The following is a 12,871-nucleotide window of genomic DNA, read 5'->3' as shown; positions in this document are numbered from 1 at the left end:
TGTTGTGAGTCCGGGCGGATTTGTCATCAACGCTCGTGCAGATGAATCGATGGAGGGTTAGCGTGAACCGCGCAGGAATGCCTCTGCCAGGAACAATGCGCTGACATTGCGCGCCTCACGAAAGTCCGGTTCCGCCAGCAGTGCCATCATGTTGGCTATCGGCCAACGTACCTGGGGTAACGGCTCTGGCTCGTCCCCCTCCAGACTTTGCGCATAGAGGTCGTGTGCCAGCACGATATTCATCTGGCTGGAAAAATAGGACGGTGCCATCGTCAGTTTGCTGAGAAAATCAAAGCGCCCGGCCCCAAAGCCGACTTCTTCCATCAGTTCGCGGTTAGCGGCTTCCAACACTCCTTCGCCAGGATCAATCAGCCCTTTAGGGAAACCCAGCTCATAGGATTCGGTGCCTACCGCGTATTCACGGATCAGCAGCAAATCATCCCCTATCACCGGCACAATCATCACCGCTTCGCGTTCCGAAGGGCGCATACGCTCATAGACCCGCCGCACACCGTTACTGAACTCCAGATCGACCGACTCCACGTTAAATAAACGCGAGCGCGCGACCGTTTCTACTTTCAGAATTTTAGGTTTTTGCAGCTGTTTATCCATGATTGCCTCAAATAGGTTAACCGCCTAATACACTGAATACTCAGTACTCTCAGGCAGGTAACCAGGATAATAATATGCGCGTTGTGGCAGACAGCAAAAGGGTCAACCACTGGCTAAACTCGATCTTGATCACATTGTGCGTTAATGGGAACCATTTCCGCAACGAGCTTAGCCTGTAATTTACTTTTTTTTAACAAACCTGACCAGCAGCTATCCCGGTGGATAAAAAAACAGGTAGGCAAATAGGATAATCCTGATATCCGGACACCATGAGGATTGCTATGCTCGTGCAGGTTAAAAAATCGTACGGTAAATGCCTAACGATAGCCACGAATGAGAGCCGGATAACAACTAAACGGTGGGTCATTCTATCTCTGGGCGGTTAACTCCGTATAATGTCTGGCTTTGCGTAAGATTGGCGGTTTCATGGGTGTAGGACGAGAATAGCATGAGCACAATAGCGTTGATATTGGCCTTAGCGCTAGCCTGCCTGATCGCTGCTGGCCTCTACTTGTGGTTTAAATTCCGCCCCCAGCCAGCCTTGGCAGGTATCCTGCCGTTCGTCAAACCTAACCACCGCAAACTGACCGCGCCAGAGCGGGCAGCTATCGAGAATTACCTCAACCAACAAAACCGCCTGGGCAACAAACTGCTGTCAGGTTCCGCTTCCCTGCCTTCTGCCCGGCTGGCGTTGACCGCACAGAGCGACAACGTTTACCCGATCACCCATGCCATTACCCGCTATGGTCTGGCAAGCGATGAACCCAACAACTGGCGCTACTATCTCGACTCGGAAGAGATCCATCTTCCTCCGTTTTGGGAGCAGTACATCAGCGCCGATAACCATGTCGAAGTGATCAAGACCCAGACGCTACCGCTGGTGATCTCACTCAACGGCCATTCGCTGCTGGATCACATTTACGACAGCCCACCTTCGCCGGTAGTGACTAGAACCCCGACAAGGAACGCCTCCATCCGCAAAGAAGAGAGCGAACATATTGAGTTGGTGAACATTCGCAAGGAAACCCGCGAGGAACATGAGCTTAATCGGCCGAACGGCGTCAAGGAAGCGGCCCTCATCTCTGCTGCCCTACTGCTGCTGTTCCTTAGCCTGATCAGTCCGGTGGTAGTGATCCCCTGGATCATTCTGGTAGCGGTGCTGATGATCGTCTGGGGCTGCTGGCATCTGTTGCGCCGCCCGAGCGAAAAAGAGCTGAAAGAGGTGCACTGTCTGCGCGGCACGCCAAAGCGCTGGGGGTTATTCGGTGAGTCCAATCAGGGGCAAATCAGTAATATCTCTTTTGGCATTATCGATTTGATCTACCCCCCGCACTGGCTGCCTTACCTGAATGCAGACCTGGGTAAAACCACCAATGTGGATATCTACCTCAACCGGCAGGTGGTACGTCAGGGGCACTATCTTTCCCTGCATGACGAAGTGAAGAACTTCCCCTTGCAGTATTGGGGCAAGAACGCCGTATTAGCGGCCAGTTCGCTCGTGGTGCTGTTGTTACTGTTAATCTACATTCCACTCAGCTTACCCGCTAAATTGAGCACCGCGTGGTTACAGGGCACACAGAAAACGGAAGTCACCAGCGTTCAGGCGCTGGAGGCCATTCCACTGCATATCGGCGATAGGCTGAAAATTCAGGGCAACGGCATGTGCTACGTTCCTTCGGGCAACAACAGCGCCACTGCGCCAAGCTTTATGCCTTTCGATTGTTCGGGGATCTACTGGAATACGGCGACCCCGCTGCCACAGCCCGAATCGGAAGTGATCGATAAAGCGGCTGCGCTGATGGCCACCATCAACCGGCAACTGCACCCAAGCGGTGTCGAGCAGAAAGTGAACCCGCAGTTGGCCAGCGCGATTGAAAAGTCAGGCATGATCTTGTTGGATGACTTTGCGGATATCGTATTGAAAACGCAGGACCTGTGTGGCACGGAGGCCGACTGTGTGCGCTTGAAGAATGCACTGGTCAATCTGGGTAACGTCAAGAACTGGGCCAACCTGGTGAAACGGGCCAAATCCGGGGCGCTGGAAGGCGTTAACGTCCTGCTGCGTCCGGTCAGTGCTGAATCGCTGGAAAACCTGAGTAACGCGGCTACCTCTGCCTTCGTGGTGCGGGAAACCCGTCAGGCCGCTGCAGCCCTCAACAGCCCACCGCCGGGCGGTTTTTTGATTACCAGTGACGAAGGCAAGCAGTTGGTGGATTATCCCTTGCCCACACAGCCGCTGAACGAATACAACTCACTCGACCAATGGAAAGAACTACAGCGTCTTAGCAGCATGTTGCTACATACGCCGTTCCGGGCAAACGGGGTGATCACCAATATCTTTGTCGATGCCAACGGCACTCGGCATATCGCCCTGCATAGTGAACCGGATATCGTGACCCTGTGGCGCTATCTTGGCACCAGCCTGCTGTTGCTGGTGTTGGTCGTCGTGCTGGGTTACAACACCTGGCGGCTGGTACAACGCAGGCGCAAAAACCAACATCGCCTCGCCGACATCCAGCGCTATTACGACAGCTGCTTCAACCCGCAGCTCACCCCGATATCCATACGCCCGATGGCGTAGCCTCCGACCTGCCATCCGCCTATACTAGGCTGTATGTTTTTTATCATCCGCGGGATACCGCTATCCCGCCTATGGAGTTGGTACATGGTTCCTGAGTTTGACTGGCACGATATTGATACCGTACTGCTGGATATGGACGGCACCCTGCTGGATCTTGAATTCGACAGCCATTTTTGGCTAACGCTGGTACCGCAGGCGTTGAGTGAGCAACGAGACATTCCCTTCGACGACGCCAGCAAAATCATTCACCAGGAATACCTGGCCGTGCAACACACCATGAACTGGTATTGCTTTGATTACTGGAGCGAACGCCTAGGGCTGGATATCTACCAAATGACCAGCGAAGTCGGTAACCGAGCTCGGCTGCGTGAAGATACCCAGCCGTTTTTGCAGGCGTTACGCGATGCCGGGCAGCGCACCATCCTGCTCACCAACGCGCATCCACACAGTCTGGCAGTGAAGGTTGAGCACACCGGTTTGGATCGACACCTTGATTTATTACTTTCCACCCACACATTTGGTTATCCAAAGGAAGATCAGCGTCTGTGGCGGGCCGTGCAGCAGCAAACCGGCTTTGACCCGCAGCGCACGCTGTTTGTGGATGATGGTGAACCCATTCTGGATGCCGCCCGCAAGTTTGGTATCCGCTACTGCCTAGGCGTGCAGAACCCGGATTCCAGCATGGCGAGTAAAACTTTCCAGCGTTATCCGTCGATGAGCGACTACCGCCAGTTGATACCGGCCTTGGAACGGAGGGAGCAATGAAAGCCAAAGCAACACCGGATGAGGCCGTCCGCCTGGATAAATGGCTGTGGGCCGCCCGATTTTACAAAACCCGCGCACTGGCCCGTGACATGATCGACGGCGGCAAGGTGCACTACAACGGGCAGCGCGGCAAGCCGAGTAAAGCCGTTGAAATCAATGCCGAAATCAAGCTGCGTCAGGGCAACGACGAACGCACTGTCATCGTGCTGGCCATCAATAGCCAACGGCGTGGAGCCGACGAGGCGCAGCTGATGTATCAGGAAACCGAGGCCAGCATTGCCAACCGCGAGAAAGTGGCGCTGGCACGCAAGATGAATGCGCTGACCATGCCGCATCCGGATCGTCGTCCGGACAAGAAAGAGCGGCGCGATTTGATTAAATTTAAATTTGGCGAGCAGGAATAATCCCTCGCCTCAAAGAGAGAAAACTATGTCCAACCATGACCAATTACACCGTTACCTGTTCGAAAACTACGCGGTGCGCGGTGAGCTGGTTACCGTCAGCGAAACCTATCAGCACATCCTGACCAACCATGATTATCCGGCACCGGTACAAAAACTGCTGGGCGAGTTGCTGGTAGCCACCAGCCTGCTGACCGCCACGCTGAAGTTCGACGGTGACATTACCGTTCAGGTGCAAGGCGACGGCCCGCTGAAACTGGCAGTGATCAACGGCAATAATCGCCAGGAGATGCGTGGTGTAGCCCGTGTCGAAGGCGAGATTGTGGCCGACAGCACCCTGCACCAGATGCTGGGTAACGGCATTATGGTGATCACCATCAGCCCGTCTGAAGGTGAACGCTATCAGGGCGTGGTGGGTCTGGAAGGTGAAACGCTGGCCCAGTGTCTGGAAGGGTATTTCCGCCAGTCCGAACAGTTGCCAACGCGCCTGTTTATCCGTACCGGTGAAGCTGAAGGCAAACCTGCGGCTGCCGGTATGCTGCTGCAGGTACTGCCAGCTCAGGATGGCAATGCCGATGATTTCGACCATCTGGTGCAGCTGACCGCCACCATCAAGGATCACGAGCTGTTCACCCTGCCGGCCAACGAAGTGCTGTATCGCCTCTATCATCAGGAAGAGGTTACGCTGTACGAACCTCAGGACGTGATCTTCCGCTGCACCTGTTCACGCCAGCGCTGTGCCGATGCCTTGATCACGCTGCCAGCGGAAGAAGTGGCCGATATGCTGGAACAGGATGGCAACATCGATATGCACTGTGATTACTGTGGTAATCATTATGTATTCGATGCGTTAGACATCGCCGCCCTCCACAACGGCAATGCCGACAGCAACACCCAACTGCATTAAGCAACACCGCGGTGTGACGTGCGTCGAGTTGTGACGCACGTCAGCCCCCGCCGTTTGCACGCTTGCTTTATTCCGTGGTCTACATCTCATAACGTAACTAAAAAACGTTTAATACGTTAAATATTTGATACCTATCGCGGTTACATCGCCATGGATCCCTACAATTGTCGCCAGAAATTCTGTGATCAAGGAGTAGTGACATGCGTGTTAATGGTATAACCCACCAGGATCTTGCCGCTTATGGAATTCATAACGTTGGTGAAATCGTTCACAATCCGAGTTATGAATTACTGTTTAAGGAAGAAACGGACCCTTCATTGCAAGGGTTTGAGCGTGGTGTAGTAACCAATCTGGGTGCCGTTGCCGTCGATACCGGCATCTTCACCGGCCGTTCGCCAAAAGATAAGTACATCGTCCGTGACGATATCACCCGGGACACCGTCTGGTGGGCCGATCAAGGTAAAGGCAAGAACGACAACAAACCTCTCAGCCCTGAAGTCTGGGCAGATCTGAAAAAACTGGTCACCGAGCAGCTTTCCGGCAAGCGCCTGTTCGTGGTCGATACCTTCTGCGGTGCTAACGCAGATTCCCGCCTGAAAGTCCGCTTTATCACAGAAGTGGCCTGGCAGGCGCATTTCGTCAAAAACATGTTTATCCGCCCGAGCGATGAAGAACTGCAAGGCTTTGAGCCTGATTTCGTGGTGATGAACGGTGCCAAGTGCACCAACCCGAACTGGCAGCAGCAGGGAATGAACTCGGAAAACTTCGTGGCATTCAACCTGACCGAGCGTATGCAGCTGATCGGCGGCACCTGGTACGGCGGCGAAATGAAAAAGGGTATGTTCTCCATCATGAACTACCTGCTGCCGCTTAAAGGCATTGCCTCCATGCACTGCTCGGCTAACGTGGGCGAGAAAGGCGACGTAGCGGTGTTCTTCGGCCTGTCCGGCACCGGTAAAACCACCCTGTCCACCGATCCGAAACGCCAACTGATTGGCGATGACGAACACGGCTGGGATGATGATGGCGTCTTCAACTTCGAAGGCGGCTGCTACGCCAAGACCATCAAGCTGTCGGAAGAAGCCGAGCCAGATATCTATCACGCCATCAAGCGTGATGCGCTGCTGGAAAACGTCACCGTATTGGCCGATGGCACCGTGGACTTCAACGACGGATCGAAAACCGAAAACACCCGTGTTTCCTATCCGATCTACCACATCCACAATATCGTCAAGCCAGTGTCCAAAGCGGGCCACGCTACCAAGGTGATCTTCCTGACGGCGGACGCCTTCGGCGTACTACCACCGGTATCACGCCTGACGGCCAACCAGACCCAGTACCACTTCCTGTCTGGTTTCACCGCCAAGCTGGCTGGTACCGAGCGCGGCGTTACCGAGCCAACGCCAACCTTCTCTGCCTGCTTTGGCGCGGCATTCCTGTCACTGCACCCAACCCAGTATGCGGAAGTGCTGGTCAAGCGCATGCAGGCAGCTGGAGCCCAGGCTTACCTGGTCAATACCGGCTGGAACGGCACCGGTAAGCGTATCTCGATCAAAGACACCCGCGGCATTATCGACGCCATCCTCAACGGTGAAATCGATAAGGCAGAAACCATCACGCTGCCAATCTTCGATCTGTCGATGCCAACTGCCCTGCCAGGCGTTGATCCGGCCATCCTCGACCCACGTGCCACCTATGCCAACATAGAACAGTGGGAAGAGAAGGCGCACGATCTGGCGAACCGCTTTATCACCAACTTCGACAAATACACCGATACCCCGGCAGGCGCTGCACTGGTCAGCTCGGGTCCGAAACTGTAATTGCGTTGATTACCCCCTAAGCCAAGGCGCGGAATTCCGCGCCTTTTCTATTTTTGGCTGATTTGCACTTGAGGTTGGTTTGAATTCGTGGCTGACTTGCACTTGTGGCCAATTTGTAGGGGCGCTGCAATGCTGCGCCCGTTAATATTGACCAGGCCACAGTGCTGCGGCCTTAAGTCAGGATATCAGGCGTTCTCTTTGGCTGGCGGATTCCCGCTGGAAGTTTCTTTCTTCTCGATCGGTATTGGGAGATAGGCTCGGATACGCAGCCCACCACGCTCGCTGGTGCCGATATCCAGCACGCCAGCATGAGCGTCAATGATGCGCTGCACGATCGCCAACCCTAACCCGGTGCCGCTGGTGCTACGCGCACTGTCGCCGCGCACAAAGGGTTGGAACAGATGCTTCAGCTCTTCCGGCTTGATACCGGGGCCATCATCCTCCACCTGGAACCAGCCGCGCTGCAGTTCGCGCCCGCTGCTGACCTTGATCCAGCCGTTGCCATAGCGCGCCGCATTCACCACCATGTTCACCACCGCACGTTTGATCGAGAGCGGATGCACATTCACCATCAGCTCACCCGGCAGAATATCGGTTTCAATCACCCGCTCGTAGCCACTTTCGGTGGCCACCACTTCGCCCAGAATGGAATTCAAATCGCAAATTTCGGTTTGCATCTCCTGGCCGGTACGCAGGTAATCAATAAACTGTTCGATAATGGCGTTACATTCTTCGATATCTTTATTGATCGACTCCGCCAGATAACCGTCTTGTTCGCTCATCATTTCCGTCGCCAGACGGATACGCGTCAACGGCGTGCGCAGGTCATGGCTGACTCCCGCCATCAGTAGCGTGCGATCGTCGGCCAGCAACTTCACCCCAGAAGCCATCTGGTTGAAGGCTCGGGTTACCGAGCGCACCTCAGAGGCACCATACTCACGTAGCGGCGGCGGAATAATGCCTTTGCCTACCTGCAAGGCAGCATGCTCAAGCTCCACCAGAGGGCGGTTCTGAATGCGGATAAACAGCCAGGCGCCGCCTATCGCCAGCAACATAATCGCCAGGGTGTAGCGGAACAGCGGCGAGAAATCGCCTTGATGGATTTCGGTCAGCGGGACGCGCACCCAGATATCTGGCTGCAACCAGGTTTTCAGCCAGACCACCGGGGAGTTTTTGTTAACCTCGACGCGGACGTCGGTCGGGCCACCCAGTTGCTGCGCCATCTGCTGGCTAAGAAATTGGTAGTGTTGCGCCCAGCGCAGGCCGCTCTCTTCAGCAGCCGCGTTGGTATAAAGCGAAATGCCCAGCTCGCGGTAGATCTCGCGGCGGAACGCTGGCGGCACCTCCAGCAAGGTACCGTCCTCCAGTTGCAGCCGATCGGTCATCAGCATACGAACTTCGTACGCTAATACCTTATTGAACTGCTGCAGACTGGGCAGGATGGCGAAGTTAAGCACCACCAGATAGGTCGTCACCAGGCTGACGAACAGCAAGGTGACGATCAACAGCAAAGTTCGGGCAAACGAGCTACGCGGTGAAAAGCGTAATCGTCTCATGCCTTACTGCCGTCCGGGACGAAGACGTAGCCAAGACCCCAAACGGTCTGGATATAGCGTGGATGTGCCGGATCTTCCTCAACCATGCGGCGCAGGCGCGAGATCTGCACGTCGATGGAACGCTCCATCGCACTGTATTCGCGGCCACGGGCCAGATTCATCAGCTTATCGCGCGACAACGGTTCGCGTGGGTGGCTGACCAGGGCTTTCAGCACGGCGAACTCACCGCTGGTTAATGGCATAGGTTCATCTTCACGGAACATCTCGCGCGTGCCGAGGTTCAGTTTGAATTTACCAAAGGCGATCACCGCCTCTTCCTGAGAAGGCGCACCCGGCAGTTCGTTGGCCTGACGGCGCAGTACTGCACGGATTCGAGCCAGCAGTTCACGCGGGTTGAACGGCTTAGGGATATAGTCATCTGCACCGATTTCCAGCCCGACGATACGGTCCACTTCTTCACCCTTGGCGGTCACCATAATGATCGGCATCGGGTTGCTTTGACTGCGCAGGCGACGGCAAATGGACAGCCCGTCTTCACCCGGCAACATCAGGTCTAATACCATCAGATGGAAAGACTCGCGCGTCAGCAAACGATCCATTTGCTCAGCGTTGGCAACGCTGCGAACCTGGAAGCCCTGTTCGGTTAAGTAACGCTCTAAAAGCGCACGCAGGCGCATGTCATCATCGACGACCAGAATCTTGTGATTCTCTTGCATTGTCTGACTCCCAAAGGCTGTATTGCCTGATTCTAGACTGTGGCCCGCACTTATGCATTGGCACCGCTGGCGGCTATTTGGCAACAGCCTCGTATTGTTCAAAAACTCCATCATTACTGACAGCGTTTAATGGTATTTATTCTAGACGAAATTGTTACAAAGCTTATTCTTTTGCCCAAATATCAACAATTTTCACTTAAACCGGAGCCGCAGATCGGTAAACAACTTCCCGCTGCGTATGATGTACACTCTTGGCAGAAAACCGCAAGACTGGCGAATTGGCAGTGTACCTCAGGTTTATAAAAAAAACGCCAACGGATATGGTGGCCGCTTTATGCGAGAATGCCTACTGCTCCTGTGATTCGATGATGGATGACGATGAAAACATTGCTGATCACCCGCGAGGGTTACAACAAACTCAAAAAAGAACTGGATTTCCTGTGGCGTGAAGAGCGCCCGGAAGTGACCAAGAAAGTCACCTGGGCCGCAAGCTTGGGCGACAGAAGTGAAAATGCCGACTACCAATACAATAAAAAGCGGCTGCGTGAGATCGATCGCCGGGTGCGCTATCTCACTAAGTGCCTTGAACAGCTGAAAATTGTCGATTATTCACCACAGCAGGCGGGCAAGGTGTTCTTTGGGGCCTGGGTAGAGATCGAGAATGATGATGGCGATACCAAACGCTTTCGCATCGTGGGTTACGACGAAATCTTTGGCCGTAAAGACTACATCTCCATCGACTCCCCCATGGCTCGCGCCTTGCTGAAAAAAGAGGTGGGGGATACGGCCACGGTTGAGACCCCGGCAGGTATTGCCTACTGGACGGTCAACGAGATCGAATATATCAAAGACGAAGAATAGTTGAGACCTTAGGGGCGCTGCATGCTGCGCCCATCAAAACCTCGGCCCTCTGGGCTGGCATTTTCCCCCTGCAAAACGTATAACTATCCCCCTATCGATTATCGCTGCTAACAGATACCTGACTTATGACTGATCCACTGAGCCGCATTATTGCAACCGAACTGCAGGCCCGCCCGGAGCAAGTTGACTCCGCCATCCGTCTGCTGGATGAAGGTAATACCGTGCCGTTTATCGCACGCTATCGTAAGGAAGTCACCGGGGGCCTGGATGATACCCAACTGCGTCAGTTGGAGACTCGTCTGGGCTATCTGCGTGAACTGGAAGATCGCCGCCAAACCATCCTCAAGTCCATTGAAGATCAGGGTAAACTGACCGAGCAGTTAGCGGGGGCAATCAACGCCACGCAAAGCAAAACCGAACTCGAAGATCTTTACCTGCCCTACAAACCGAAACGCCGCACCCGTGGGCAGATCGCTATTGAAGCCGGTCTGGAACCGCTGGCAGACTCCCTGTGGCAAGATCCGCAACAGCAGCCAGAGCAACTGGCCGAAGGGTTTGTCGATGCCGAAAAGGGCGTGGCAGACGTCAAAGCGGCGCTGGACGGCGCACGCTACATCCTGATGGAACGCTTTGCCGAAGACGCTACCCTGCTGGCCAAGGTGCGTGACTACCTGTGGAAAAACGCCCATCTGGTGTCCAAGGTTGTCGAGGGTAAAGAAGAGGAAGGCGCGAAATTCCGTGACTACTTCGATCACCATGAACCTATTGCGCAAGTGCCTTCGCACCGTGCGCTGGCGATGTTCCGTGGCCGCAATGAAGGCGTGCTGCAACTGGCGCTGAACGCCGATCCGCAGTTTGAAGAAACCCCGCGTGAAAGCCAGGGCGAGCTGATTATCACCAACCATCTCAACCTGCGCCTGAACAACGCGCCGGCAGATGCCTGGCGTAAATCCGTGGTTAACTGGACGTGGCGCATCAAGGTGTTGCTGCATCTGGAAACCGAGCTGATGAGTACCCTGCGTGAGCGTGCGGAAGACGAAGCGATCAACGTTTTCGCCCGCAACATGCACGATCTGCTGATGGCAGCCCCGGCCGGTATGCGCGCTACCATGGGCCTGGATCCTGGCCTGCGCACTGGCGTTAAAGTGGCGGTGGTGGATGCCACCGGCAAGCTGGTTGCCACCGATACCGTTTATCCGCACACCGGGCAGGCAGCCAAAGCCGCTGCGGTCGTTGCCGCGTTGTGCATCAAACACAAGGTTGAGCTAGTTGCCATCGGTAACGGCACCGCATCCCGCGAGACCGAGCGTTTCTATGCCGAGCTGCAACAGCAGTTCCCAGACGTTAAAGCCCAGAAAGTGATCGTCAGCGAGGCCGGAGCTTCGGTGTATTCCGCTTCCGAGCTGGCCGCGTTGGAGTTCCCGAACCTGGACGTTTCGCTGCGCGGTGCGGTTTCCATCGCCCGCCGTCTGCAAGATCCGCTGGCGGAACTGGTGAAAATCGATCCGAAATCTATCGGCGTGGGCCAATACCAACATGACGTCAGCCAAAGCCAGTTAGCCAAGAAGCTGGACTCGGTGGTGGAAGACTGTGTGAACGCCGTTGGGGTTGATCTGAACACCGCCTCCGTGCCGCTGCTGACCCGAGTTGCTGGCCTGACACGCATGATGGCGCAGAATATCGTCACCTGGCGTGATGAGAATGGCCGCTTCAGTAACCGTGAACAACTGCTGAAAGTGAGCCGCTTGGGGCCAAAAGCCTTCGAGCAGTGCGCGGGCTTCCTGCGCATCAACCACGGCGATAACCCGCTGGATGCGTCAACCGTTCACCCGGAAACCTACCCGGTGGTGGAACGCATTCTGGCCGCAACCCGCCAGGCTCTGCAAGATTTGATGGGCAACCCGAGCGCGGTACGCAGCCTGAAAGCCAGCGACTTTACCGATGAGAAATTCGGCGTACCAACGGTCACCGACATCCTGAAAGAGTTGGAAAAACCAGGCCGTGATCCGCGCCCGGAATTCAAAACGGCTACCTTCGCCGAAGGGGTGGAAACCCTCAACGACCTGCAGGTGGGCATGATCCTGGAAGGTTCGGTCACCAACGTCACCAACTTTGGTGCCTTTGTTGATATCGGCGTCCATCAGGATGGCCTGGTGCACATCTCGTCACTGGCGGACAAGTTCGTTGAAGATCCGCATACCGTGGTAAAAGCCGGTGATATCGTCAAGGTGAAGGTGATGGAGGTGGATCTGCAGCGTAAGCGTATCGCGCTGAGCATGCGTCTGGATGAGCAACCGGGAGAGGGTTCCGCACGCCGTGGCGGGGGCAATAACAACGCTCCAGCACGCGATAAGACTTCGCGCCCGGCGGTCAATAAGCCTAAGCCACGCAACAGCACCCCGGCAGGTAACAGCGCCATGGGTGATGCGCTGGCCGCCGCATTTGGCAAGAAATAATGAGCTGAGGGGATAAACCCTTATCCCCTCCTTCGGCTGTCTCTTGATCGGTTCTGCGCTCAAGAGACAGCGCGGATTTATTACGGTCGATGAGATCCATGTATTCAACTATGGACTTCTGGAGTTCGTAGGTAAATTAGTCATCAATCCACTAGCTCGGGGATGACATCCCACCCTACATAGCGTCAGCAAAATT

The 12,871-nt window shown here is 55.1% G+C and carries 10 protein-coding genes; 7 read left to right on the top strand and 3 right to left on the bottom strand.

Annotated features, from left to right (window positions below):
- Nucleotides 1-57: 57 nt before the first annotated feature.
- Nucleotides 58-612 (bottom strand): ADP compounds hydrolase NudE, encoded by a 555-nt coding sequence (gene nudE / locus AC6HVW_RS20850; RefSeq protein WP_021807462.1) that lies wholly within the window; start codon nucleotides 610-612, stop codon nucleotides 58-60.
- A gap of 448 nt (nucleotides 613-1,060) precedes the next feature.
- Between nudE and AC6HVW_RS20845 the strand changes: the two genes are divergently transcribed.
- From AC6HVW_RS20845 to pckA, 5 genes are all read left to right on the top strand, one after another.
- The gene (locus AC6HVW_RS20845) at nucleotides 1,061-3,193 is read left to right on the top strand and encodes an intracellular growth attenuator family protein (protein ID WP_071681361.1); all 2,133 of its coding nucleotides are present in this window, start codon (nucleotides 1,061-1,063) and stop codon (nucleotides 3,191-3,193) included.
- Between the two features lie 84 nt (nucleotides 3,194-3,277).
- Complete coding sequence (yrfG, locus tag AC6HVW_RS20840; protein WP_071681363.1) at nucleotides 3,278-3,958, top strand: GMP/IMP nucleotidase; 681 nt, start codon at nucleotides 3,278-3,280, stop codon at nucleotides 3,956-3,958.
- The gene (hslR, locus tag AC6HVW_RS20835; protein WP_021181711.1) at nucleotides 3,955-4,362 is read left to right on the top strand and encodes a ribosome-associated heat shock protein Hsp15; all 408 of its coding nucleotides are present in this window, start codon (nucleotides 3,955-3,957) and stop codon (nucleotides 4,360-4,362) included. Before yrfG ends, hslR begins: the two co-directional genes overlap by 4 nt.
- A gap of 25 nt (nucleotides 4,363-4,387) precedes the next feature.
- Complete coding sequence (gene hslO, locus AC6HVW_RS20830) at nucleotides 4,388-5,266, top strand: Hsp33 family molecular chaperone HslO (RefSeq protein ID WP_021807459.1); 879 nt, start codon at nucleotides 4,388-4,390, stop codon at nucleotides 5,264-5,266.
- 200 nt (nucleotides 5,267-5,466) lie between these two features.
- Complete coding sequence (pckA, locus tag AC6HVW_RS20825; protein ID WP_021807458.1) at nucleotides 5,467-7,086, top strand: phosphoenolpyruvate carboxykinase (ATP); 1,620 nt, start codon at nucleotides 5,467-5,469, stop codon at nucleotides 7,084-7,086.
- A 185-nt stretch (nucleotides 7,087-7,271) separates the two neighbouring features.
- On the opposite strand, the gene envZ is transcribed toward pckA, so the two are convergent.
- Nucleotides 7,272-8,642 (bottom strand): two-component system sensor histidine kinase EnvZ, encoded by a 1,371-nt coding sequence (gene envZ / locus AC6HVW_RS20820; protein WP_024482751.1) that lies wholly within the window; start codon nucleotides 8,640-8,642, stop codon nucleotides 7,272-7,274.
- Nucleotides 8,639-9,358, bottom strand: a complete 720-nt coding sequence (gene ompR / locus AC6HVW_RS20815; RefSeq protein ID WP_004709363.1) for an osmolarity response regulator transcription factor OmpR — start codon at nucleotides 9,356-9,358, stop codon at nucleotides 8,639-8,641. The genes envZ and ompR overlap by 4 nt, the downstream gene beginning before the upstream one ends.
- 378 nt (nucleotides 9,359-9,736) lie before the next feature.
- On the opposite strand from ompR, the gene greB reads away from it, so the two are divergent.
- Both greB and AC6HVW_RS20805 read left to right on the top strand, forming a co-directional pair.
- Nucleotides 9,737-10,219 carry a transcription elongation factor GreB gene (greB, locus tag AC6HVW_RS20810; protein WP_071681365.1) on the top strand — a complete coding sequence of 161 codons (483 nt, stop codon included), beginning with the start codon at nucleotides 9,737-9,739 and terminating at the stop codon, nucleotides 10,217-10,219.
- Nucleotides 10,220-10,344: 125 nt separating this feature from the next.
- Nucleotides 10,345-12,675 carry a Tex family protein gene (locus tag AC6HVW_RS20805; protein WP_071681367.1) on the top strand — a complete coding sequence of 777 codons (2,331 nt, stop codon included), beginning with the start codon at nucleotides 10,345-10,347 and terminating at the stop codon, nucleotides 12,673-12,675.
- The last annotated feature ends 196 nt before the right edge of the window (nucleotides 12,676-12,871 follow it).

The organism is Serratia sp. NCCP-200, assembly GCF_059697885.1.
The sequence above is the reverse complement of the archived record's forward strand: the minus strand, read 5'-3'. Positions and strand labels throughout refer to the sequence as shown.